Origin of the sequence: Acinetobacter sp. ACIN00229 (assembly GCF_016106645.1) — a bacterium.
GTDB classification, from domain to species: Bacteria; Pseudomonadota; Gammaproteobacteria; order Pseudomonadales; family Moraxellaceae; genus Acinetobacter; species Acinetobacter oleivorans.
In genome coordinates this window covers 12,339-35,819 of the sequence record NZ_JADWOM010000002.1, presented here as the reverse complement: position 1 = coordinate 35,819, position 23,481 = coordinate 12,339, and the positions used below count along the sequence as shown (strand labels likewise).

20 protein-coding genes and 4 tRNA genes are annotated in these 23,481 nt (G+C 37.6%); 14 read left to right on the top strand and 10 right to left on the bottom strand.

Annotation, left to right across the window (positions count from 1 at the left end; genetic code table 11):
• Nucleotides 1-89: 89 nt before the first annotated feature.
• From I7H67_RS01600 to I7H67_RS01575, 6 genes are all read left to right on the top strand, one after another.
• A tRNA-Leu gene (locus I7H67_RS01600) sits at nucleotides 90-174 on the top strand.
• 53 nt (nucleotides 175-227) lie between these two features.
• Nucleotides 228-301, top strand: a tRNA-Trp gene (locus tag I7H67_RS01595).
• A 27-nt stretch (nucleotides 302-328) separates the two neighbouring features.
• Nucleotides 329-413: transfer RNA gene (locus I7H67_RS01590), tRNA-Leu, on the top strand.
• 68 nt (nucleotides 414-481) lie between these two features.
• Nucleotides 482-555, top strand: a tRNA-Trp gene (locus tag I7H67_RS01585).
• A 459-nt stretch (nucleotides 556-1,014) separates the two neighbouring features.
• Nucleotides 1,015-1,224: a cold-shock protein gene (locus tag I7H67_RS01580; RefSeq protein WP_003650775.1), complete on the top strand. Its 210-nt coding sequence runs from the start codon at nucleotides 1,015-1,017 to the stop codon at nucleotides 1,222-1,224.
• A gap of 280 nt (nucleotides 1,225-1,504) precedes the next feature.
• Nucleotides 1,505-1,975, top strand: a complete 471-nt coding sequence (locus I7H67_RS01575) for an AnBLUF65 family BLUF photoreceptors (protein WP_013197259.1) — start codon at nucleotides 1,505-1,507, stop codon at nucleotides 1,973-1,975.
• Here I7H67_RS01575 and I7H67_RS01570 read toward each other — a convergent pair.
• The 5 genes from I7H67_RS01570 to I7H67_RS01550 all read right to left on the bottom strand — a co-directional run bounded on the left by I7H67_RS01570 (nucleotide 1,950) and on the right by I7H67_RS01550 (nucleotide 7,287).
• On the bottom strand, nucleotides 1,950-2,291 hold the full coding sequence (locus tag I7H67_RS01570; protein ID WP_013197260.1) for a hypothetical protein: 342 nt from the start codon (nucleotides 2,289-2,291) through the stop codon (nucleotides 1,950-1,952). The genes I7H67_RS01575 and I7H67_RS01570 overlap by 26 nt on opposite strands.
• Before the next feature lie 534 nt (nucleotides 2,292-2,825).
• On the bottom strand, nucleotides 2,826-3,431 hold the full coding sequence (locus I7H67_RS01565; RefSeq protein WP_013197261.1) for a LysE family translocator: 606 nt from the start codon (nucleotides 3,429-3,431) through the stop codon (nucleotides 2,826-2,828).
• Nucleotides 3,432-3,481: 50 nt separating this feature from the next.
• Nucleotides 3,482-4,315 (bottom strand): AraC family transcriptional regulator, encoded by an 834-nt coding sequence (locus tag I7H67_RS01560; RefSeq protein WP_198306914.1) that lies wholly within the window; start codon nucleotides 4,313-4,315, stop codon nucleotides 3,482-3,484.
• 124 nt (nucleotides 4,316-4,439) lie between these two features.
• Nucleotides 4,440-5,801 (bottom strand): MATE family efflux transporter, encoded by a 1,362-nt coding sequence (locus I7H67_RS01555; RefSeq protein WP_198306913.1) that lies wholly within the window; start codon nucleotides 5,799-5,801, stop codon nucleotides 4,440-4,442.
• Nucleotides 5,802-5,850: 49 nt separating this feature from the next.
• Nucleotides 5,851-7,287, bottom strand: coding sequence for an efflux transporter outer membrane subunit (locus tag I7H67_RS01550; RefSeq protein WP_198306912.1), 1,437 nt, complete (start codon nucleotides 7,285-7,287; stop codon nucleotides 5,851-5,853).
• 127 nt (nucleotides 7,288-7,414) lie between these two features.
• Here I7H67_RS01550 and I7H67_RS01545 point away from each other — a divergent pair, with 127 nt between their 5' ends.
• The 4 genes from I7H67_RS01545 (at nucleotide 7,415) to I7H67_RS01530 (ending at nucleotide 13,150) form a co-directional block, all read left to right on the top strand.
• On the top strand, nucleotides 7,415-8,035 hold the full coding sequence (locus I7H67_RS01545; protein ID WP_013197265.1) for a TetR/AcrR family transcriptional regulator: 621 nt from the start codon (nucleotides 7,415-7,417) through the stop codon (nucleotides 8,033-8,035).
• An 82-nt stretch (nucleotides 8,036-8,117) separates the two neighbouring features.
• Nucleotides 8,118-9,242: an efflux RND transporter periplasmic adaptor subunit gene (locus I7H67_RS01540; protein WP_013197266.1), complete on the top strand. Its 1,125-nt coding sequence runs from the start codon at nucleotides 8,118-8,120 to the stop codon at nucleotides 9,240-9,242.
• Nucleotides 9,239-12,304, top strand: a complete 3,066-nt coding sequence (locus I7H67_RS01535; RefSeq protein ID WP_013197267.1) for an efflux RND transporter permease subunit — start codon at nucleotides 9,239-9,241, stop codon at nucleotides 12,302-12,304. The genes I7H67_RS01540 and I7H67_RS01535 overlap by 4 nt, the downstream gene beginning before the upstream one ends.
• A 39-nt stretch (nucleotides 12,305-12,343) precedes the next feature.
• Nucleotides 12,344-13,150 (top strand): oxidoreductase, encoded by an 807-nt coding sequence (locus I7H67_RS01530; RefSeq protein ID WP_013197268.1) that lies wholly within the window; start codon nucleotides 12,344-12,346, stop codon nucleotides 13,148-13,150.
• Nucleotides 13,151-13,208: 58 nt separating this feature from the next.
• Here the strand turns inward: I7H67_RS01530 and I7H67_RS01525 are convergent, their stop codons facing one another.
• Entirely contained in the window at nucleotides 13,209-13,583 is a 375-nt protein-coding gene (locus tag I7H67_RS01525; RefSeq protein ID WP_013197269.1) for a winged helix-turn-helix transcriptional regulator, read from the bottom strand.
• A gap of 109 nt (nucleotides 13,584-13,692) precedes the next feature.
• Between I7H67_RS01525 and I7H67_RS01520 the strand changes: the two genes are divergently transcribed.
• The gene (locus I7H67_RS01520) at nucleotides 13,693-14,442 is read left to right on the top strand and encodes an NADPH-dependent F420 reductase (protein WP_013197270.1); all 750 of its coding nucleotides are present in this window, start codon (nucleotides 13,693-13,695) and stop codon (nucleotides 14,440-14,442) included.
• A gap of 124 nt (nucleotides 14,443-14,566) precedes the next feature.
• On the opposite strand, the gene I7H67_RS01515 is transcribed toward I7H67_RS01520, so the two are convergent.
• Entirely contained in the window at nucleotides 14,567-15,040 is a 474-nt protein-coding gene (locus I7H67_RS01515; protein WP_045125712.1) for a hypothetical protein, read from the bottom strand.
• Between the two features lie 118 nt (nucleotides 15,041-15,158).
• Entirely contained in the window at nucleotides 15,159-16,244 is a 1,086-nt protein-coding gene (locus I7H67_RS01510; RefSeq protein ID WP_056481097.1) for a hypothetical protein, read from the bottom strand.
• Nucleotides 16,245-16,486: 242 nt separating this feature from the next.
• On the opposite strand from I7H67_RS01510, the gene I7H67_RS01505 reads away from it, so the two are divergent.
• A complete protein-coding gene (locus I7H67_RS01505; RefSeq protein ID WP_013197273.1) occupies nucleotides 16,487-17,110 on the top strand; it encodes a TetR/AcrR family transcriptional regulator in 624 nt (207 codons plus the stop codon).
• A gap of 16 nt (nucleotides 17,111-17,126) precedes the next feature.
• On the opposite strand, the gene I7H67_RS01500 is transcribed toward I7H67_RS01505, so the two are convergent.
• The gene (locus tag I7H67_RS01500) at nucleotides 17,127-18,146 is read right to left on the bottom strand and encodes an AraC family transcriptional regulator (RefSeq protein WP_023274169.1); all 1,020 of its coding nucleotides are present in this window, start codon (nucleotides 18,144-18,146) and stop codon (nucleotides 17,127-17,129) included.
• A 107-nt stretch (nucleotides 18,147-18,253) separates the two neighbouring features.
• Between I7H67_RS01500 and I7H67_RS01495 the strand changes: the two genes are divergently transcribed.
• Nucleotides 18,254-20,494 (top strand): fatty acid desaturase, encoded by a 2,241-nt coding sequence (locus I7H67_RS01495; RefSeq protein ID WP_013197275.1) that lies wholly within the window; start codon nucleotides 18,254-18,256, stop codon nucleotides 20,492-20,494.
• A 114-nt stretch (nucleotides 20,495-20,608) separates the two neighbouring features.
• Here I7H67_RS01495 and I7H67_RS01490 read toward each other — a convergent pair whose 3' ends face one another.
• The gene (locus I7H67_RS01490) at nucleotides 20,609-21,760 is read right to left on the bottom strand and encodes an alpha/beta fold hydrolase (protein ID WP_198306911.1); all 1,152 of its coding nucleotides are present in this window, start codon (nucleotides 21,758-21,760) and stop codon (nucleotides 20,609-20,611) included.
• Between the two features lie 360 nt (nucleotides 21,761-22,120).
• On the opposite strand from I7H67_RS01490, the gene gltS reads away from it, so the two are divergent.
• The gene (gltS, locus tag I7H67_RS01485; RefSeq protein ID WP_005306928.1) at nucleotides 22,121-23,356 is read left to right on the top strand and encodes a sodium/glutamate symporter; all 1,236 of its coding nucleotides are present in this window, start codon (nucleotides 22,121-22,123) and stop codon (nucleotides 23,354-23,356) included.
• Nucleotides 23,357-23,481: the final 125 nt, after the last annotated feature.

Here is a 23,481-nt window from a genome sequence, read left to right as displayed (position 1 = left end):
AGTATCTGTATACAATTTACACGGTCAGTTTTTTTTAGAAAAAAAACACTTGTCACTGTTAGATCTTATCGCTAATATACACAGCCATCGGGGGCGTGGCGAAATTGGTAGACGCACTGGATTTAGGTTCCAGCGCCGCAAGGTGTAAGAGTTCGAGTCTCTTCGCCCCCACCACTTTAAGTTAAAACTTAAAGTTAATGTAGATGTTAAGTCATCTATGTTTTGGAAGAGGATTGGTGTAATGGTAGCATGACGGTCTCCAAAACCGTTCGTCAAGGTTCGAGTCCTTGATCCTCTGCCACATTTATTTTGAATAAATGTCCCAGATGGGGGCGTGGCGAAATTGGTAGACGCACTGGATTTAGGTTCCAGCGCCGCAAGGTGTAAGAGTTCGAGTCTCTTCGCCCCCACCATTAAAAGAAGCAAGACGATGTTCTTGCTTTTTTTATGATTAAATCATTAGTTGTTTAATCATAAATATAGAGGATTGGTGTAATGGTAGCATGACGGTCTCCAAAACCGTTCGTCAAGGTTCGAGTCCTTGATCCTCTGCCAATGATTTAAAAATGAAGCTCCTGTTTAGGAGTTTTTTTATTGCCTGAATTTCTAAAGTTCAAATTATTTAAAGTCTTTTTTATATTTTTTATTCAGTCATCTCATGCGTCTTAAGTGCTGATCTTTCTATTCTTCAACAACTGATCCAATCGGTTGTAAGTTGTTGGTTAAGTAGGGAATATACTAAGTTTTTAGTTGCGCTATTAAGTTATTGTTTTTTGGTTTTTTATTAGAATTTATAAAATTTTTCTCATAAAAAGCTTGAATAGAAATTTATTTCATGTATCATGCTCTTAACTAGAAAAAAGTCTTGTTAGTAAATCTTCTTTAAAGTATCGTAGTTTTAGTCATAATCCTTCGTTTTTTAAGATCTTAACTCAATTTGTTATTCTTTTTTCAAAGTTATGTTAGTGTCATTATTAAATGATACTAAAATATTAGAAATCAGTAGGATATATCATGTCTAATACAGTAAGCGGTACAGTAAAATGGTTTAACGAAACTAAAGGTTTCGGTTTCATTCAACAAGACAATGGTCCAGATGTGTTTGCACACTTCAAAGAGATCTCTGGTTCAGGTTTCAAAACTTTGCACGAAGGTCAACGTGTAACGTTTACTGTTACTCAAGGTCAAAAAGGCCCAAATGCTGTAAATATTATTCCACAATAATATTTCAGTAAGAAAAAAAGCACTATTTAGTGCTTTTTTTATTTTAGTCTTTTAAAAGAAATTTCGTTGTTCTTTTAGAAGCTATAAAAGCCCTCTACAAGAGGGCTTTTTATTTTCTTGTTAATATAAATTATTAGTTATTAAGCTCTTATAGTTAATAATCGAACGTATTTTTAACCTAAACTTTAGAATATGTGTGAAATATAAATTATTAGTAATAGAGATATGGTAGATTAAAAAATCTTTAAATAAAGAAATTTTATATTTCACGGAATTGCTAATGAACGTTCGCTTGTGTTATGCCAGTCAACGAAACGAAAAAAATGAAGATTTATTGCAAGATTTACGTGATATTTTGACAGAAGCACGAGATTTCAATGATTTGAATCAAATTTGTGGTGTGCTCTATTATGCAGATAATGCTTTCTTTCAATGCTTGGAAGGTGAACGGGAGGTAGTTGAACGATTATTTGAAAAAATTCAAAATGATCAAAGGCACTACAATATTAAATGGTTGTGTACATATTCCATCGAGGAGAACTCTTTTCAGCGTTGGTCAATGAAATATGTACAGCGTAATACAAATATTGAATCTTTCTTTTTAAAGATGGGAGAAACTAGTTTTAATCCCATTCGTCTTGATGAGCAAAATTTAAAAATTTTCTTAAATGAATTATTAAGTGCTGAACAAACCAAAATTAATACAGTTAAGAAAGTAGGTATGGTTAAGCGTGGGGTGAACCCTTTTTAGCTATAACACCGATATGGATGGCCTTGAATTTAGGAATCATTTTAGTCATCACTAGGTAGACAATCACTGAACTTGCGAGCATCCATATCACTTCTAAACTTTGACTAATTACAAACATTGCCCAGTAAAAAAAACTAAATAACGCGAGACATAGTCCGCTACCTTTATAATACCAAGTAATAAATATTCCAAAAATTGCTGAAGAGAGCAGCAGGTTAGTCGTCTCATTCATTCCAAGGTAGTTAAAGAAAATAATCAGTAAGCATAAAGCTAACATTGATAGTAAATATACAAATATATTTTTTGCAATAAACATTTTCTATACCCTATCTGATGATTAAAAAAAGATCTTTCCTCTGTTTCCAGAGGAAAGATAGTACATATTAATTTTTTGAGATTCTTTTTCTATTATTAAGAGTTTTTATATTAATAAAGATAACGTTACCGTTTCTCCAGATCTCTTCATTAATATTCAGCTTTCTATTTAATAGTAAAGAGTGCTTATATGTACTGAAATTAATTATAGGAAAAACAATTAGTTGTGTTGTAAGTTTTGACTTACATGATTGTGAGAAATTACCTACATTTGTTTAAAAAATATACAAAATTTACAGAATAATATTTAATATAAATTTATATTTAACAATGGCTTATTTGGTTTTGCTTTTAGGTTGATTTTTACATAAATAACAAAAAGTAACATGTGTTTTAGGGAGCATGTTTCTCAAAATAAAAAATATTAGGTCATTAAATGAGTATTCATTAAAAAGTTATTTTATGAAATTATAAGAATAAGTAGTTTTTAATATAGAAAATTAATAATAAAAATTTATATGACCTAATTTATACATTAAAAAGTAGATAGGACTGGCAACCATACAGAGATGAGTAGTGTTAGCGCCATCATTTTATTAAAAATGTTTATATGCTTTGTTTGTGAAAATAATCGATTGCTTAGCCTACCCGCTAAGGCCCACATGTAAAGGCAAGGTATGGCTATAACTAAAAAAATGAAGGATAAAATTGAGACATTTATCCAGATATCTTGCCCTTGTTTTGTGTAGACACTAATCACTGCAAAAGCCATCATCCATGTTTTAGGATTAATTGCTTGCATAAAAAAGCCAGTAATGAAACCAATCGGACCTTTTTCTTTGTCTTGTTCGAAATGAATAATAGGATTGTAGTTATATAATTTCCAAGCCAGCGAGGTGAGCCAGATTAAACCAATGAGTGTCATTATTTTTTGAATAATTGGGTAAGCCAGAAGGGTTGAACCCAGCCCAATGCCAACGATGAGCACAAGTAGGGCAGCCCCGATGCAAGAACCTAAAATGACAGGAAACGTTTTAGAAATTTTATAACGGCTACTTAAATTTAAAATTATAAAATTAGTTGGACCGGGAGTAATTGAGGCAACAATAGCAAATAATGAAAATGCAGTGAGGTTTTCCATCTTGTCTACTTGAATTAATAGGGAGAGATAAGATGAAATAATTAAAATTTTTAATCTTGAAGATTTGTGCAGATTTTTCTATAGGCAGCAGGTGTTAAACCATAGCAGCGCTTAAACCAGCGACTTAAATGACTTTGGTCAGCAAAGCATAAATCTGAAGCAACTTGTGCGGGAGATATGCTTCTGGCGAGTAAATCACGCGCTCGTGTAAGTCTGAGTTGAATGAGATATTGATGAGGGGCTAAGTGAAAAGTTGCTTTAAAAATGCGGTGAATATGGTATCTGTCTAAGCCTATCATGCGAGCGATGTCTTCAAGCCCTATATCTTCAAATAGATGATCATACAAAATATCTCGGATTTGGTGTGCGATTCGAGGTGTGTGAGTAGAAGATGATTGGTGAGCTTTTTTTAACCATTTCCCTTGTGCGATATGATGAATAAGTAGGTCTAGACTATTATCTTTGACAATATTCATTTCTTTGTAATGCAGATGCTGGAATGCTTGAGAAGTAATAATAGCGAGCTGTTCATCTGACTTTAATGGTGCATCAATCACTAACTCGTAGTGATCAGGGCTATTATGAAATAAACCTTGGATACGTTGTTTCAACCAGTCTGGATGTAGGTAGAGCATTTGGTAGGTAAAGCCATCAGACGCAGGAGCATGTCCATCATGGATTTCTTCTGGTTCAAGCATAAAGACTTGTCCCGCATGACTATTGATTTGCTTTTTACGACAGTGAAATTGTTGAATGCCGGATTCAGTTACACCAATTAAATAGCTCGAGTGCCAGTGGGGATCATAAGCATGACCAGTAAAATGGGCACGGATTGTTTCAATACCTGTATTGGTATCTTTTGAAATATCCACCCAGTTCCCCATAACAATCCACCCATAAATTTTTAAGTTTAGCCCTTAGAACGGTACAAAAGAGGTGAATGTAGTTCTAGAAGATTTGTGCAAAATCTTTAAGGAAATTGAGCAATTTTTTGAACTCAATGCAATTTTATCTATGGATAAAATTTGCCAAGCAGGACACCAAACCAAATATCAAAGCACTCAGGCCAATAACTTGAAAGAAAGTTGATAAACTTGCATCAAAATATAGAACAGCGATACTTCCGATAATGGCTGCAATAATCATTCTGATGGTACCAGCTAAGATAGGGCCTAATAATCGTTTTGAACCTTGGCCTGCAAAATAAAGAGCCATACCTATACCTATTGCTCCGTAAAAAGGCGCAACATGCTGCAAGTAATTTGTTCCAGTCTGAAGGACAGATGGATCATGACTGAAAAAACCAAGCCAAATGGAAGGGAAAATACTAAAGAAAAGTCCTATTGAGCCAGTAATAAGGAATGTAATAAAAACCCCGATCCATGTGATACGACGTGCTCTTTGAAATTGCCCAGCTCCATAATTAATACCTACCATGGTCATGATTGCTGAGCCGATACCGAACATAAGCGGAACTTGCACGTAGTCTAGTCGGGAAGCAATACCGTACCCCGCGATTGCATCAGAACCAAATTGACCAACTAAGGTTGTTACGATGACAACAGTTAAATTGAGTTGAATTATTCCAATAGCGGATAGTGAACCAATACCAAGAATATCTTTGAAGAACTGAAAGTTGATAGGCTTGATCGATAATTTGATAATGCTATGTGTTGTTCGCATGTGCCTAATTAAGCATATGATGGCAAAAATATAATAACTTAAGACAGCGAGCCCAGCTCCAGCTACACCCAATGAGGGAATGAATCCCCAGCCAAAAATGAAAATAGGTGATAGGGGTAAAAGTAGTACTCCACCTAGAAGTGTTATGCGAGCTGGAGTTTTTGTATCACCTGCACCACGTAATGCGGCTGAGAGTAGGGCTACAGCCCATATAAGGGGTGAACCTATAAAAATAATATTGGAATATTTTAGGGCTGCATCTAAAGCTAAGCCAGTAACGCCCATTAAGTGATATATCATCTGGGCTGAGGTGAGCATAACAATACTAAAAACTCCTCCCAAAATGCCAGCAAGAATTACACCATGCCAGACAAGGGATTGAGCATCTTCTGATCGACCTGCTCCAGAAGCCCGAGCAATTGCTGAAGCTAGTCCTCCGCCAAATCCACCATTCGCTAGCATTTGCATGAGCATAAGAATTGGGAACACTACGGCTACGCCAGCTATTACATCAGTTCCAAGTGAACTTACGAAATATGTTTCTAGTAATCCAATCATGGTTTGTACAAGCAAAACAGCTATGGTGGGTAACGCCAGTTTTAGCATTACTGGGGGAATTGGTCCGTTTAAGATCGCATGATTTAAATCATGTGTATTTAGCGGCTGGCGTACTGATTGTTCCCGCATAATAATTCTCGCTTTATAAACTGCTTGCTATAGAGGCAATAGGGGTGTTTCAAAATTTTTGAGGTTGCCAGCCGCCACCCAGTGATTTATAAATTGCTACAGCAGCAAGGGCTGAATCGGTTTGTGCCTGTACTTTTCTATCTGTGAATTGCAAAGCACTTGAATCTGCTTGTAATACTTCTATTCGACTGTTAATTCCTTTTTGATAGGCAATTAAAGCGATTTTCTGTGCAAGGTGTAGCGCATTTTCACCATCTTGAAGTGCTACGAGTTGTTCTTGTCTTTTAGATAAAGTTGATAATGAGTTCTCTACATCTTCCGCTGCATGTAAGACGGCTAATTGGTAGGCTGCGAGCTTTTCGGCTTCTTGTCCCTTAGCTAAGCGAATTTCTGAATTAATTCGACCAAAATCAAATAAACGCCAACGTAAGCCTAATAAGCCAGCAGCCTGATTGGCACCACTTGAAAATAAGTTTCCACTTACTGTGGCTGCGCTACCTATCAAACCGCCTAAAGAAACCTTTGGGTAATATTCTGCAATCGCACTGCCAATGCGTGCATTTGAAGCTGCCAGTTGCCTTTCAGCCATGATGAGATCTGGTCGTCTACGTAAAAGATCGCGGGGTGTTCCTGTTTCTGTAATATTAGGAATAACTGGAATTGGTTTTACTTCCGCTAGTTCAACTCGGTGAGTTCCTGGTACGGTTCCAAGCATGACGTCGAGTGCATTCATGGCAATGTCTAGATTCATTCCAAGTGCGGGAACTACAGCTTGAACTTGAGCAACATTCGCTTTAGCTTGTTTGACCTGAAATTCAGATGCCAATCCTTTGCTATATAAAAGTTGAATAATTGAAAGAAGTTTTTGTTGCGTTTGTAATTGTTGCTGGGCAATGTCTAATCGAGATTGTAATCCTCGAATATTAATATAAAGATTTGCTGTTTGCGCTGCGACCATTAAACGAACTGCTGATGCTCCTGCATTCGAAGCTTGATAGTTTGCTAGAGCACTTTCACGGTCTCTTCGAAGGCCTCCGAAAATATCTAATTCCCAAGTGGCACTTAGGTTTGCCTCATAAGAACTACCATGTCGGTCAAAATTAGGTATTGAATTTAAAACTTGCCCCAGTGGAGTTTCAACGGATTGGTAAGCTTTAGCTGCTTGTGCGTCAACACTACCTATTGGGCGTAAAGAAGCATTGACTGCCGATAAGCTTGCTTGAGCTTGAGTCACACGGGTATATGCTTGGGTCAGATCCAGATTTTGTTTTAATGCTAATGTGACATATCGAGTAAGTTGAGGGTCATTAAAACTTTTCCACCATACTTCAATATCTGCTTTGGTTTCGTCACTTGGTGAGTTTAAGCGAGCGCCAAGATATTGCTCGGGTAGAGATATACTAGGACGTTTATAATTAGGACCTACGGTACAAGCAGCAAGAATGCTGGTGAGTATTGGTAGGAGAACGATAGATCTAGATAACATATTTTCCCCAAGGCGAGATTTTGAACAATGGCTTAATTGTGACTATAATACAATTTAGTCACTTGTTGTCAATATCAGGGGTCAAGAGTTAAACTACAACTTTCACATAAAGGTTTAAATTGAAAATATGAGTAAAGAAAAAAGTAGTTATCCAGTTTCAAAGCGAGGACCGGAAGATCATGAGGTAAGGGACCAAATCGTGGTTGCTGCTACAGAGCATTTCAGCCGCTATGGTTATGAGAAAACTACAGTTTCTGATCTTGCAAAATCTATAGGCTTTTCTAAAGCTTATATTTATAAATTTTTTGAATCTAAACAGGCGATTGGCGAGATGATTTGTGCCAATTGTTTGCGTGAAATTGAAGATGAAGTTAATGCTACCATTCAAGAAGCTGAATATCCTGCTGAAAAATTGAGAGTGCTTTTTAAAGTAATTGTGGAAGGGAGCCTTCGTTTATTTTCTCAAGATCGTAAGCTCTATGAAATTGCAGTTTCTGCAGCCTCTGAGAAATGGGATGCTACGGTTGCTTATGAAAATCGAATTCTTAAAGTACTACAAAATATTATTCAAGAAGGTCGTCAAACTGGTGATTTTGAAAGAAAAACACCAATTGATGAAGCAGTTAAGGCTATTTATTTAGTTATGAGACCTTATCTACATCCATTACTTTTACAACATAGCATTTCATATAACGCTGATGCTCCAGTGTTGCTTTCTAGTCTTGTGCTGAGAAGTTTATCGCCATAATAAATTTGTGACTATTGACTAAATTAGTCACTTGATTAAAAATGAGTCTCCTGATTAATTTCTTCAAGGGGGGGACTCTAATATGCGTTATCGTCGCCTTATTCCATTTGCTGCAATATATTTATTTCCTTTTTTCTTGCTAGGTTGTGCTGAAAATACACAATCTGACCCCCGTACTTCGGCACCATTGGTACGAGTCGCAACTGTGCAAGAAGAAATTACTTCTGACTCAAGAGCATTTACAGGCACGATAGGCGCACGGGTAGAAAGTGATCTTGGTTTTCGTGTCTCTGGTAAAGTAATCAAACGGTTTGTTGAAGCCGGTCAGACGGTAAAACGCGGACAGTTACTGATGCGTATTGATCCGGTTGATTTGGAACTTGCTGCCAAAGCTCAGCAAGAAGCTGTAGGCGCAGCCAAAGCACGTGCTGAACAAGCAGAAAAAGATGAAGCTCGATATCGTGATTTGCGTGGAAGTGGAGCTATATCTGCTTCCGCCTATGATCAGATTAAGGCAGCAGCAGATACGGCGAGAGCACAACTAAGTTCAACGCAAGCTCAAGCTAAAGTCGCATTAAACGCCAGTCACTATGCCGACTTAACAGCCGATGGTGATGGCACAATTATGGAAACACTGGTTGAACCGGGGCAAGTCGTAAGCGCGGGTCAAACAGTAATTCGTTTAGCTCATTCTGGTCAAAGAGAAGCAGTTATTCAGCTTCCCGAGACTTTACGCCCTGCAATAGGAGCTATTGGTCAAGCCACTCTCTTTGGTAAAGAAAATATCAGTGTCCCAGCTAAGCTTAGACAGTTATCAAATACAGCAGATCAACTCACTCGTACTTTTGAAGCACGTTTTGTATTAGACGGAGATTTGGCAAACGCTCCTTTAGGTTCAACCGTTACTGTACGTATTGGAGCTCAAAATCAGAGTTCACAACATTTTTTACAAGTACCGATTGGTTCACTACTTGATAAAGGAAAGGGAGCAGGAGTATGGGTAATTAATGGAAAAACTCAGAAAGTAACGTGGCGTTCTGTTGTTGTAAAACAGGTTGATGATGAATATGCGTATGTAACTGGCAATATTCAGAGTGGAGATCAAATTGTTGCTCTAGGTGCGCATTTACTTCGAGAAGGCGAGTTAGTCCGTATTGCATCACAGGCAAATAATCCTTCAATTGAAAATGAAGGAGGACACTCATGAGTGAGAAAGGTTTTAACCTGTCAGCTCTTGCTGTTCGTGAACGGGGTATCACTCTATTCCTGATTTTTCTAATTTCAATTGCAGGCATTGTTGCATTTTTTAAATTAGGTCGAGCTGAAGACCCAGCCTTTACAGTTAAGGTCATGACCATTGTGACTGCTTGGCCCGGTGCAACTGCCCAAGAAATGCAAGATCAAGTTGCTGAAAAAATCGAAAAACGGATGCAAGAGCTGCGTTGGTATGATCGAACAGAAACCTATACAAGGCCTGGGCTAGCTTTTACGACACTAACCTTACTTGATAGCACACCTCCATCTCAAGTTCAGGAGGAGTTTTATCAAGCGAGGAAGAAAGCAAATGATGAAATAAGCAATTTACCTTCAGGGGTAATTGGGCCACTTGTTAATGATGAATATGCGGATGTAACTTTTACTTTATATGCTTTGAAGGCAAAAAATGAAGCACAAAGATTGTTGGTGCGTGATGCAGAAACGATTAGACAGCAGCTACTTCATGTCCCTGGGGTAAAAAAGGTCAATATTATTGGCGAGCAACCTGAACGTATCTATATTGAATTTTCACATGAGCGCTTGGCAACACTAGGCGTAAATCCACAAGATGTGTTTGCTGCACTTAATAATCAGAATGTACTTACTCCAGCTGGTTCTATTGAGACCAAAGGTCCTCAAGTTTTTGTCAGATTGGATGGTGCTTTTGATAAGTTACAAAAAATTCGAGACACACCTATAACTGCTCAAGGTCGTACCTTGAAATTGTCAGATATTGCGACTGTTAAACGTGGTTATGAAGATCCTGCAACATTCATTATTCGTAATGATGGAGAACCTGCTTTATTGCTAGGTGTAGTCATGCGTGAAGGGTGGAATGGATTAGATCTTGGTAAAGCATTAGAGAACGAAGTTGGCTCAATCAATGAAGATTTACCCCTTGGTATCAGCTTAAATAAGGTGACCGATCAAGCGGTAAATATTAGCTCGTCGGTAAATGAGTTCATGATTAAGTTCTTTGCAGCATTACTTGTGGTGATGTTTGTAAGCTTTATCAGCATGGGATGGCGAGTTGGACTTGTTGTTGCTATGGCTGTACCTCTCACATTGGCTATTGTTTTTGTGGCGATGTTGGCAACGGGCAAAAACTTTGACCGAATTACACTGGGCTCTCTTATTCTTGCCTTAGGACTCTTGGTTGATGATGCCATTATTGCCATTGAAATGATGGTCGTCAAAATGGAGGAAGGCTTTAGCCGAATAGCTGCATCTGCTTATGCATGGAGCCACACCGCAGCACCTATGCTTTCTGGAACATTAGTCACAGCTGTTGGATTTATGCCAAATGGCTTTGCCCGATCTACGGCTGGTGAATATACCAGCAATATGTTTTGGATTGTCGGCATAGCCCTTATTGCTTCATGGATTGTTGCAGTCGTTTTTACACCTTATTTAGGTGTGAAGATGTTACCTGATTTTAAAAAAGTCGAAGGTGGACACCATGCAATTTATGACACCCCCCGATATAACCGTTTCCGTCAAATTCTTGAACGTGTGATTGCGCGTAAATGGCTTGTTGCTGGTAGTGTTATCGGATTATTTGTTTTGGCAATAGGCGGAATGACATTGGTGAAAAAACAATTTTTTCCAATCTCTGACCGACCTGAAGTACTTGTTGAAGTACAAATGCCTTACGGTACATCGATTACGCAAACTAGCGCTACTACAGCCAAAGTTGAAGCTTGGTTATCTAAGCAAAATGAAGCAAAAATTGTGACATCGTATATTGGTCAAGGCGCTCCTCGGTTTTATTTATCCATGGGACCTGAGTTACCAGACCCATCCTTTGCCAAGATTGTGATACGAACTGACAATCAAGAAGAGCGGGAAGCCTTAAAACATCGCTTAAGACAAGCTGTTTCAAATGGGCTTGCTTCTGAAGCGCAGGTGCGTGTTACACAACTGGTCTTTGGACCATATTCACCCTATCCAGTGGCTTACCGTGTGACAGGGCCAGACCCAGAAAAATTGCGTGTAATTGCAGCTCAGGTTCAGCACGTTATGAATGCTAGCCCAATGATGAGAACTGTAAATACCGATTGGGGAACTCGTACACCAGCCCTTCATTTCACATTACAGCAAGATCGCCTACAAGCAGTTGGTCTCACCTCAGCTTCAGTGGCACAGCAACTACAATTTTTGTTAACAGGTATTCCGATAACATCTGTACGCGAAGATATTCGTACAGTACAAGTTGTTGCTCGTTCTGCGGGTGATATAAGACTGGATCCTGCAAAAATTGGTGATTTCACACTCACTGGGGCAAATGGACAACGTATTCCTCTGTCACAAATTGGCAAGATTGAAGTGCGGATGGAAGAGCCTGTTATACGCCGTCGAGATCGCGTACCAACAATAACCGTTCGTGGAGATATTGCTGAAGGATTGCAACCACCAGATGTATCTACAGCAATTACCAAACAGCTTCAGTCAGTTATAAAAAATCTACCAAAGGGCTATCGCATCGTTGAAGCGGGTTCTATTGAAGAGTCGGGTAAAGCCACTAAAGCTATGCTTCCTATTTTCCCGATCATGTTGGCAATGACTTTGCTCATTATCATTCTTCAGGTGAGATCTATAGCTGCAATGATTATGGTGTTTCTCACCAGTCCATTGGGATTAATCGGTGTGGTACCGACGCTTCTATTATTCCAGCAGCCTTTTGGTATCAATGCCTTAGTTGGGTTGATTGCATTGTCTGGAATTTTAATGCGAAACACACTCATCTTGATTGGTCAAATTCAGCAAAACAAGCAAGCTGGACTCGATCCGTTGGATGCTGTTGTGGAAGCAACAGTACAACGTGCCAGACCCGTCATATTAACGGCTTTGGCTGCTATTTTGGCTTTTATTCCTCTGACTCATTCGGTGTTTTGGGGAACGCTAGCTTATACATTGATTGGTGGAACACTGGCTGGAACCATTTTAACTTTGGTTTTCTTGCCGGCTATGTACTCAATCTGGTTCAAAATCAGAGTCAAACCAACAGCTTAACCATCAGATTCTTAAGTTTAAAAATTATTCGGAGTTCATATGTCAAACTCACAAGTAGTGGTAATTACCGGTGTTTCATCAGGAATTGGTCAAGTCACAGCAGAAAAATTTGCTAAAAAAGGCCATAAAGTATTTGGAACAGTCAGAAATAAAGTCAAAGCCCAACCTATTGAAGGGGTTGAGCTCATTGAAATGGATGTGTCTGATGAGGACTCTGTCCAACTTGGGATTCATTCTATTATTGATAAGGCTGGGCGTATTGATATCTTAATTAATAATGCTGGAGCAAGCCTGACTGGGGCAATAGAAGAGACCTCTATAAAAGAAGCAGAATTTTTATTTAATACGAATGTATTTAGTATTCTTCGTACGATACAAGCGGTATTGCCATATATGCGAATACAACATTATGGAAGAATCATAAATATTAGCTCGGTATTGGGTTTTCTTCCTTCACCTTATATGGGGGTATATTCTGCAACTAAACATGCAGTTGAAGGATTATCCGAATCTTTAGATCACGAGCTTCGTCAATTTGGGATTCGCGTGACATTGGTGCAACCTTCTTTCACCAAAACCAATCTAGATAAAAACGCACCTGTAGTAAGTTCTAAAATTCCTGAATATGACAATGAACGTAATTTAGCTACACAGGCTATATCGAATCAGATTAATCATGGATCCCAACCAGATGCTGTTGCAGATACGATCGTTACAGCGGCATTGAATGATTGGCAAATGCGTCGCACACCATCTGGACAGGCGTCTTTGTTAAGTAAGTTACGTCGCTTCATGCCAAGTGGCCCTGTTGATAAGAGCATTAGAAAGACTTTTGGGTTGAAATAACTTATTCATTATTTTTAATATTATAAAATCTAAGCATAAATTTTATGCTTAGATTTTATTACTTTGAGTCGCTATTTAATTTTTGATTTTTAAATTCTGCCCATTCAATAAGTGCTTCCATTGAAGGACCAAGTGCTAATCCTATTTCACTAAGCTCATATTCAACTTTAGGGGGAACTTGTGGATAAACAGTACGTTTAATAATCCCATCTTGTTCTAATTGTTTAAGCTGCTGAATCAACATTTTCTGATTAACACCTTCGATAAGTTTTTCTAATGCAGAGAAACGTAGGGGTTGTTTAGCTGCAAAAAGTTGACAAAGGATAATTATTTTCCATTTTCCTTCAATAGCTTTAAGGGCTTCAGAGGTGATTTTTGCCCATACTATCCGCTGTTGAGGATCTTCACAATTCCAGTCACGTGCTGCTTTCATACTTACCTTTTAGGAATATACTTACTTTTTTGTGTGTACTTCCTATTATCTCAGCTTGTCTTTAAACTTAAAAGTGTTAACTGTATTAAATTTCTCAAAAGGCTGATATATGAAAATAGGTATTGTTGGAGTTGGTAATATTGGAAAGACCCTTGCACGTCTTTTAAAGGAAGCAGGTCATACTATATATGTTGCGAATTCTAGAGGTGTGGACGGGGTAAGAAAAATTGCGGATGAAATAAACGTAGAAGCAGTCGATATATATGGAGCTGTTAATTCTTCAGATGTTATTATTTTATCAATTCCTTTCCCAGCTATAAAAGAATTACCAACAGATTTATTTTACTCAGCAGCTACAGACAAAGTAATTATAGATACCAGTAATTATTATCCTGATTTCCGTGATCCGCATATTAAAGAAATTGATGATGGAATGACAGAAAGTGTTTGGGTATCCACGCAGATTAATCGTCCTGTTATTAAAGCTTTTAATAATATTTTAGCTTATTCACTTGCAGAATTAGGCCAAGTTGAAGGAAGTAAAAATAGATTAGCGATAGCTGTTGCTGGAGATAGTGTACCTTCAAAAGATGTTGTTATGAGCCTTGTTAATGACATAGGTTTTGACCCTGTAGATGCAGGAAGTTTGGAAGATTCTTGGAGACAACAACCATGTACGCCAGCATATTGCTGTGATTATGATCAGCAAATGATGAGGAAAGGACTCGCTATTGCTCAAAAAGGAGAGGCCCAAAAAAAGCGTGATCGTTTACCTGAACTCTTCTCAAGCTTAGGGGCTAATCCAACGCATCAGGATATTGTTCAAATGAATCGAGATTTAAATCCAATACTCGATTAACTTTTAAAGATTATTTTCTAAAACTTAATTTTAAAAATATAAAGGGCTTATTTTTTATAATGATTAAATAAGCCTAATTGTTTGAATTAATAAAAATTCTCTATTTAATGGAGTCTGGTTGTAACTATCTAAGAATTAAAAATTTATTGGTGGTAAAGTTTTGTATAAATAAAGATTTTTTAAGAGGGCAGATTAATGCTTTTTGGTTCATAATCCCATAAATTAAATAGACATATTCTTGTGATGAACCAACTAATGCAAAAAGTTGATCTTGCTGATCAATACCAATAAGAATTTCATTGGTTAATTTTAACATATCAAAAGGTGAGGCGTTTTTCTTGGCCTCAACAGATATATTGAAATTTTCAAAAGTTTTCTTGATATCAAGTAATGAATAATAGAAATTTTGCTGATTTCGTTGAGCTTGCAAATAAACAGCAATACGTTCTATATCTATTGGTTTGTTGTGTTTTGCAGCAACTGCTGAAGCAAGAATAAAAGAAATGTTTGAAGTATTTGAGTCTATTGAGCCCACTTTAAGTTTAGAAATAGAACTCTGGATATTATCAGGTATATGTTTGACGGAAGCTGAGCACATATTTATTGACCTATAGACTGTGGTAGCTTGGGATGTATTCAGCCCTGCTAATAGTGGTATGAAAACCATGAGTTGTTTTAATTTAAGCGTCATATAAAAGCTTGTATAAAGTTTTTACTTAGCAAAACTTTAAGTTCCCGTAGCAGTTTTTGATGCCTATCTGTCCAGAGTCAATAGGATTAATAATTAACTCTCTACCCACTAATCCTCCTAATGCCTCGCCAAGTCCTACATCAATCCGCTGTTGTGTTTCGATATCAGTAAGTATAACTTTCGGTAAGGAAAGCCACCATCCAGGTTGAGCAGCTACAGTATTTTCGAAGCTACCAGAACTTATTTTTTGCCACTGGATAGCTTGTTTTTGTAAGGATAGTGATGTGTCACTAGTAGGAATTGTTCCTGCTGCATCTTGGGCTAGTAAAATTTCATGGAAACCAGACAGAGGATAATCTTTTAATGTGGCATTACTGAGAGTTAAACCTAAAGGTAGATCTAAGAGACCTAATACTCTTAGTGGACCAGTTTTAGCGACTACATTATCCAGCGTTGCTGATGTAGAGCGGTTAAGAATAAGCGGTTTGTTATAATCATTAATATGTGCTTCTGTAGAGATCAATCCATTTTCAATCACTACATTCTTCAGAACAGTATTAGTAAGCGTTAAATTCAAATCACCAGATAAAGAGTTAATTCCTGCTATGTCATCATCTAATGTTGTTAAATCTGTATTTGATCCTAATCCAAGTTTGCCTAATATGCCTAATGCCCCAAGGCGAAAACCAACAATTTCTCGAGTAGAAGCACTGTCCGGCGATTTGATAGCAAACTCGATAAAAGGATTAGTAATAACGGCATCTGATCCTGCATAGCTACCATTTACGGGGAGGACACCTGCTAAACTAATATTTTCAATATCAATGTCACAACCCACTCCTTTAGTCCCACCGCAACCTAACTGTAAACTTTTAATATTTGCATTTAACTCTACTTGTGCTTCCATTTCGAGACGATAAAACCCTACATCTGTATTTGGATTACCATTTTGATTAGCTGCAATATTGGTTAGATTAAATAATGCTTGACCAGTTACACTGGCTAAACTCTTATCATCTAAGAGGTTGAGTTCTGCTTTCACAAGTGAACTGACCAACATCAATGGTATTGTAAATAACAAAGCCTGTTTTATACTTCTAAAATTGTTCATATCAGTTCCTTTGCTTAAAGATGATTTAGCTCAAAGGAAAGTTTGCATTTCTTTATAAGCTCAATACTCTTTTGTTTTCATAGGCCTAGTATTATTAATGTCCTTTCCTAGGCAATATGGATATTTATAAGCAGCTCTATTGAACGGGAATTATGATTTGCTCTTTTGTGTGAATTAAACAACAATAAAGCATAATGTGTTCGGTGCACACATTATGCTTATAATATGTGTGCGGTGTCAACATGTCTTCTATACAATCTCAAAAATCAAATTATCATCATGGAAATGTGCGTGAAGAATTATTAGATGCAGGATTAGCTCACCTAAAAAATAGTGATGCTGAGAGCCTTAGCTTTCGAGAAATGGCGAGACAAATTGGGGTAAGCGGAAATGCGGTATATCGGCATTTCGAAAATAAAGAGAGCTTTTTAGCAGCATTGGCAGCAAAAGGATTTCAGCTCTTGCAAGAGGAGCAAAGCCAAACGTTGCAAGATGCTAATTCTCAGCCAGAGGCGTTAAAATTATTTGGTTTAGCCTATATTAACTTTGCAAAAAATAATCGAAATCTCTTTGCCTTGATGTTTAATCCTGACTTACAAAAGAATGAAGCACTTGAGTTAAAAGAGGCAGTGGGTAATACATATACTCAGTTACATCAACTAACTGCTTCAATATTAGGTGTGGATGAAAATGACGCTCAAGTTGAAGTATTAGCAATGTTGAGTTGTAGCCTTGTACATGGCCTATCTCATCTTTTATTAGAAGGGCGTTTGGCTGAATCAGAAGAAAAAGCGAATAATTTAGTCTTATTAATTATGAATTACGCTACGAGTTTGCTTACTGGAGCTGGTGTGGATAAGCATTAAAATATTAAATATAAATTTATTTTTGCCACCTAAAATTTCGGGGAGAAATGCCTTTCCAACGTTTAAAGGCTCTGGAAAATGCTGAAACTTCGGAATAGCCCAATTGAATGGCAACTTCTTCAACTGTTAAATTGGTGGTTTTGAGTAAGTCTTCGGCTAAGTCTTTACGAATGTCATCTATAAGCTGTTCATAGGTAACTTCTTCAATTGCGAGATGACGTTGTAATGTTCTGAGGTTGACCTGAAGATGGGCTGCCATTTCATCAATTCTGGGCATTTGTGAGGGTTGTTGGAGTAAAATATTTCTGACTTTTTGGCTATAGCTGCCTAGAGAACTTCTTCGCGTCCAAAGTTGTTGGCATTCTTCTTCATATCGTGCACGAATAAATGGGTCTGCTTGAGGTAATGGTAAATCAAGCAAACTGCTTTCAAAGATAATACAGCTACGTGGTTGATTAAATTGAATTGGATATCCCGTTAATTCGGGAAATTTATCGGCATACACAGGTGCAGGTAAAGCAATATTAATGCTCATTACAGGAAACTGTATAGGCAAGACATCTCGTTGAATTGATATAACAGTTATAAGATCTCTTTCAACCAGAAAACACGCTAAGTCATCTGGTAATTGACTATGATCAAAAATCAGTAATGTATATATATCTTCCTGAATAACTTCTAAATTGCAAAAAATAGAACTAAGTTGAAAGTATCGCATAGCAAAATGTAAGGCTTCTTTCATTGTCTGACTACTAAGAATTGCAAAACCCCATGCACCAAATGTGGTTGTATGGTGCCTTAGACCTGCTTCTATACTTAAGGGAAGTGTAGGATCTAGTAGTTTAAGTAAGTTTCGAATAACTAAAAATTCTTGTTCTGCTTTTACCTCAAAGTTAGGTTGCGACAAATCATCCAAAGAAATATGCGTGTTTTCAATACAACTTTCAGGTGTTAAACCATATTGCTGACCTATCATAAGCAATATGCGAATAGCACTGATACTGCGAGGAAAATCCCAATATAATTGTATAGACATGCTTTATGTGTCATGAAATGTCAAGTTTGGTAGTATAAAGTCATTCTGCTAATGTTCAAAACTTTATATCTTTTCGGATAGGATCAAATCCGATAGGGATATATAAAATGCTAAATAATAAAGACGGCAAGCACGAAAGTTTAACGGCAGCTTTAAAAGCTTTATATGATCAAACTAAAGCAAAAGTTGGTGATGCAGACCTGGAACATATCAGAAATGTTGCCGCTTACTCTCAAGCTATTAAAGCGCGTAGTAATGAGTTGATCCAACAAGGTGGAAAACCTAATGCCATAATGCGTGGTGCGATATTAGGTGCATTGCATACATTACTTGAGTTTTCTGAACTTGGTCATAACATCATGCATGGTAGTTATGATCATTTGCCAAATGCAGGTTCTTTCCATTCTGAACGGTGGGTTTGGAATTTTATGGTGGATCCTTATGAATGGCGTGTGATGCATCATCAAAATCACCATCCTTTTACTAATATCGTTGGCGTAGACCATGATTTGGGATATTCCTTTTTACGTATTAAGCCAGGTCAGCCATGGTATGGTCACCATACTTTGCAACTTCCACTGTTGTGGGTTTTATTATTAACAACACCTAATCTTGTATTTTCTCTTTTTACTGGAGCATCAGCCGCTAAAACAGAAGGGCGTAAAGTACTTAGTCGAACCACCATTGAACAAACCTTAAAACTGACAAAAAAATATATTGCTCAGCATTTTTGGAAAGATCCTCTTTCGGTCTCTCCTCATCGGATATTGCCGACATTTTTTGGTAATTATCTGAGTACAGTTTTAGGATATGATTTGACTGTTGCAGTATTATTTCTGGAACACCATTCGCCCAATGTTGAGTTATTTAGTGACCCGGGATTGAGTGAAACAGAAGAAGAGTATTTTCGCCGTCAAATTTTAGCAACAAGTAATTTTACGCCTTATGCCCAACTTGATAATTATTTTAAAACATTGTTGGAAGAGGAAGTTAAATTCGATAATCCACCTACATTTGATGTGTTTTATGGCGGATTGGACACCCACTTAGAGCATCATTTATTTCCAGACTTACCATGTAATCGTCAAAGAGAAATCCAGCCCTTTGTTAAAGAAATCTGTTTGCAGCATGGCTTACCTTACAATGTTATGTCTCTTGAAGATGTTGTGCCAGATATGATGGTCAATGTACTCAAATTGGCGAGTCCTGTAGGCGAGCAAGAAAGAGGAAATTTTTTTAAAATCCTAAAAAATCCTAAGGAGTTATTACGTCGAGTTGTATATGGAGCCCAATATAAACTGCCAGATAACATGACGTATTTAAATAAGCCTCGTTTTTATAATGTACCTGTTAAGGTCCTTGCTGTTTTTCCGCAAGCAGGAAATCAGGCATTAATGATACGTTTTGAAAAACCTCAAGGATGGGAGGGCGTAACTTGGGAAGCTGGTGCATTTATTTCCGTACGGGTTGACGTCGAAGATGAAAGTCTGGTTCGACAATATAGTTTGTTAAGAGATAGTCACGAGGCTGATAATTGTTTGGAAATTGCTGTCAAACGTGTAGAGGGCGGACGTGTTTCGAATTATATCAATGATCATATTAAGAAAAATTCACATATGATTTTGGTAGGAGTACCGCAGGCCTCTCCCGATTTTATAATGAAAGAAGTACCTAAACAGATCATTTTTCTTGCGGGCGGTGTTGGTATTACACCAATTTTGAGTATGTTACGTAAGGCACGACGTGAAGCTCCACATAGCCAAGTTAAGTTACTTTATTTTAACCGTAATGAGAGATCTATTATTTTTGAACATGAATTACGTGAAGTTGCCAACTTATCTGGTTTTGATGTGCATTTTATATGTAATGAGATAGACCCTAATTATCCAATTACAGGGCAGATGTATCAGGCGAAACTAAGTGCTGAATTACTAGCTAAAGTTGTTCCCGATATAACAGCACATGAAGTGTATGTTTGTGCTCCACCAGGATTTATTACTGCCTCAAAATCTATGTTACTGGATTTAGGATTACCTGAAATACAATTTCATACAGAGAGTTTTACACCTCCGGTAGTAGAGCATCCAACTGATGGTAAAGATCATGTTATTCACTTTGCACGGAGTGGTATTGAGATTGTGGTTGATGGCGGGACAACGCTATTAGAAGCTGCACGTTTGGCTGGCGTTAATATTCCATCGGGATGTGAAAGAGGGTTATGCCGTGCTTGTGTCTGTAATAAGCTACAAGGTGTTACTACTTTAGATCAATACAAGGCACAACCAGATTTACGAATTACCACCTGCAACAGTTTGCCTCGTTCGGATAAGTTGGTACTAGATATTTAACATCTTTGAATATGGAATTATTAATTTTTACTTTAAAGCTTAAGAGTTAATCACCACAATAATAAAAACCAGCGTATGGCTTGCTACGCTGGTTCCCAATATTGTTTAAACGAACTAACCTGAACGCTCAACTAACCAATTACTTATTTGAGGCCAGACTGCCGTAGGTGCTTGGCTTCCGGAAACGACACCCATGTGTCCACCCGGTACGACCTTAAACGTTTTATCTTGGCTGCTAATTAAATCCATGAGTGGCTTAACAGCATCAGCGGTCACAATAATATCCGTACTACCACCCAGTGCTAACACTGAACATTCAATATCTTTTAAATAGGCTGTAAGTTCACCGAATTTCACTACACCGTTGGATAGTTCATTATCAATCCAGAAACGAAGGATGATGTCGCGCATGACTCCACCGGGATACGCCAGCATATTATCGATAAATGAACTAGAAGTTGCGTGGTCAACAATAAATTCTCGGTTATCGAGGTTTTTAAAAAGTTCCCAATATGTTTTCAAATTTCCAATCGGGTCCGTTAATTTAAAGCCCAGCGTGTTTTGCCAACCATGAATATGAAATGCCTTACTTGGCACGTGGTGGCGAATACGAAATGGCGTATGTTTACGAACCCATTCGGCAGGTTTAGTCAGACTGCCATAAAGTTTCCCCATATAACCCGCTTTGTGAGTATCGATAGGGGAAGCGAGAATAATTAGATTCTTAATATCTTTATCTTTAAATAATGCGGTATAGCAGAGTGAAAGTGCACCGCCTAAACTCCACCCATGTAAAGAAAGCTGTTGCTGACCACTATGCTCGCGAACCTGCTTTAGCATTTGAGGCATAAAGACTTTAATGTAGGTGCCGAAATTGTATTTTGCTTGGTGACGGGTTGGCACACCCCAGTCAATTAAATAGACATCAAACCCGTGTGCCAAAAAGTAGCGTACAAAACTGCGAGTAGGAAACAAATCATAAATGAGCATGTTCACAGCTAATGGCGGAACAATCACTAAAGGAACACGGTGTTTAGGTGTAGAGATATCGGCTTCGTTTCTATAATGGCGTAAGCTAATAATTTCATGCTTATAGATCACGTCAAAAGGTGTTTTTCCTGACAAGGCAATTTCAGGACCTCTAAAAAATAGATCCGATGCATTGATCAGCATGTGAGGTATTTTTTGACCAGCACGTGTCTGAAGAGATTTTTTAATAGACTGTAGCTGTGGAATGTTCTGACGAACTTTAAGCAATAAACTCATTGAATATAAAACCTATAAAGATGTTGCCCAGAGCAATAAGGAGCTGGTCTTTTCAGGGATATTAAAGGGAATGAGTTCTAAGTTCCGTGACCCAAAAGACAGTATTTTCTGCTTAAGGTGTCAAGGAATAATTATTTTTCATTAAGAATAATTTACAATAAATATTTGAAATTAATAATGAAATAAATTTATTTAATATTTTTGTATGAAACCTTTAAAAATTTAAGCTTTTTTTAAGAATAGTAAAAAGCCTATTGGTAGGATAGTTTTGTAAAGTTTATTTGTGTTTTTTTTACATATGAAAAAATAAAATATAATTATTTTACAATCCTTTAGGAATGTAATTAGAAAGTAGTTTATATGGAATTTGTTTTTAATGGTTTTTATACGCTAATTTCGGCGGTCATTGTTTTATTGTTGGGCCGCTTTCTTGTTAATCGAATTGATTTTTTAAAACGCTACAATATTCCCGAACCTGTAGCAGGTGGTTTGGTGGCCGCGGTCATTTCTCTACTTGTCCATACACTATGGGGATATAGCATTGTTTTTAGTAGCGAATTGCAAACCAGCTTTATGCTTGTATTCTTTGCTTCTATTGGTTTAAGTGCCAATTTTATGAAGCTTAAAGAAGGCGGTATGGCTTTGGTTATCTTTTTAGTCTGTGTTGCATCGTTCATTGTTGTGCAAAATGCGGTCGGCATGAGCCTTGCAACTTTGCTTGGCCTTGACCCATTAATTGGTTTAATTGCAGGTTCAATTACCTTAACAGGTGGTCATGGTACAGCCGGAGCTTGGGGTGAAATTTTAGAAAGTCAGCATGGTATTCAGGGTGCTTTAGCACTGGGTATGGCGAGTGCGACTTTTGGATTGATTATTGGTGGTGTAATTGGTGGCCCATTAGCGAAATTGCTTATCAATCGTTACAACCTTGCACAACCGAAAACCAATGCTGAAATACAACAGCGTGATGGTCATGTTGAACACAATTCGGATGACCTCGCGCCGTTTGAAAACCCACATCAAGTTCGTTTAATTACAGCCGACAATGCAATTACTACGCTGGGTATGTTTGCAGCTTGTTTAGCATTTGCTGAATTTATGACTGGCTTTAGTAAGGGAACTTGGTTTGAGTTACCAACCTTTGTTTGGGCACTTGGTGGCGGTGTAATCTTAAGAAATATTTTAGAAAGCGTGTTGAAAATTGATATTTTTGACCGTGCGATTGATGTTTTTGGTAATGCGTCTTTGTCGCTTTATTTAGCAATGGCACTGCTTTCATTAAAGCTTTGGCAACTTGCAGATTTGGCTGGGCCTCTTGTGGTTATTTTAGGCGCTCAAACGATTACGATGGCGTTATATGCAGCATTTGTGACGTTCCGTGTAATGGGGAAAAACTATGATGCAGCGGTGTTGTCAGCAGGGCATTGTGGTTTTGGTATGGGCGCAACGCCAACAGCAGTAGCAAATATGCAAGCGATTACCAACATGTATGGTCCATCGCATAAGGCATTTTTAATTGTTCCGCTTTGTGGTGCGTTCTTTGTCGATTTAATTAATGCCACGGTTATTCAGCTCATGTTGAAATTCGTTGTTTAATCAAAAAAAGCCCGTAAGGGCTTTTTTTATGAGTGCTTAATTATGAACCTTAAAATAGAGATATATTTTGTTCATACAGATGCTCTAAATTTTCATTTTCGGACGATTTAACTCATTTTATTTTT

Coding starts and splice junctions, on each gene's coding strand:
- I7H67_RS01555 (WP_198306913.1), bottom strand. CDS start 5,801: ATGCGGGAACAATCAGTACGCCAGCCGCTAAATACACATGATTTAAAT.
- I7H67_RS01530 (WP_013197268.1), top strand. CDS start 12,344: ATGTCAAACTCACAAGTAGTGGTAATTACCGGTGTTTCATCAGGAATT.
- I7H67_RS01525 (WP_013197269.1), bottom strand. CDS start 13,583: ATGAAAGCAGCACGTGACTGGAATTGTGAAGATCCTCAACAGCGGATA.
- I7H67_RS01515 (WP_045125712.1), bottom strand. CDS start 15,040: ATGTGCTCAGCTTCCGTCAAACATATACCTGATAATATCCAGAGTTCT.
- I7H67_RS01510 (WP_056481097.1), bottom strand. CDS start 16,244: ATGAACAATTTTAGAAGTATAAAACAGGCTTTGTTATTTACAATACCA.
- I7H67_RS01535 (WP_013197267.1), top strand. CDS start 9,239: ATGAGTGAGAAAGGTTTTAACCTGTCAGCTCTTGCTGTTCGTGAACGG.
- gltS (WP_005306928.1), top strand. CDS start 22,121: ATGGAATTTGTTTTTAATGGTTTTTATACGCTAATTTCGGCGGTCATT.
- I7H67_RS01545 (WP_013197265.1), top strand. CDS start 7,415: ATGAGTAAAGAAAAAAGTAGTTATCCAGTTTCAAAGCGAGGACCGGAA.
- I7H67_RS01495 (WP_013197275.1), top strand. CDS start 18,254: ATGCTAAATAATAAAGACGGCAAGCACGAAAGTTTAACGGCAGCTTTA.
- I7H67_RS01565 (WP_013197261.1), bottom strand. CDS start 3,431: ATGGAAAACCTCACTGCATTTTCATTATTTGCTATTGTTGCCTCAATT.
- I7H67_RS01550 (WP_198306912.1), bottom strand. CDS start 7,287: ATGTTATCTAGATCTATCGTTCTCCTACCAATACTCACCAGCATTCTT.
- I7H67_RS01500 (WP_023274169.1), bottom strand. CDS start 18,146: ATGTCTATACAATTATATTGGGATTTTCCTCGCAGTATCAGTGCTATT.
- I7H67_RS01575 (WP_013197259.1), top strand. CDS start 1,505: ATGAACGTTCGCTTGTGTTATGCCAGTCAACGAAACGAAAAAAATGAA.
- I7H67_RS01560 (WP_198306914.1), bottom strand. CDS start 4,315: ATGGGGAACTGGGTGGATATTTCAAAAGATACCAATACAGGTATTGAA.
- I7H67_RS01505 (WP_013197273.1), top strand. CDS start 16,487: ATGTCTTCTATACAATCTCAAAAATCAAATTATCATCATGGAAATGTG.
- I7H67_RS01490 (WP_198306911.1), bottom strand. CDS start 21,760: ATGAGTTTATTGCTTAAAGTTCGTCAGAACATTCCACAGCTACAGTCT.
- I7H67_RS01580 (WP_003650775.1), top strand. CDS start 1,015: ATGTCTAATACAGTAAGCGGTACAGTAAAATGGTTTAACGAAACTAAA.
- I7H67_RS01540 (WP_013197266.1), top strand. CDS start 8,118: ATGCGTTATCGTCGCCTTATTCCATTTGCTGCAATATATTTATTTCCT.
- I7H67_RS01570 (WP_013197260.1), bottom strand. CDS start 2,291: ATGTTTATTGCAAAAAATATATTTGTATATTTACTATCAATGTTAGCT.
- I7H67_RS01520 (WP_013197270.1), top strand. CDS start 13,693: ATGAAAATAGGTATTGTTGGAGTTGGTAATATTGGAAAGACCCTTGCA.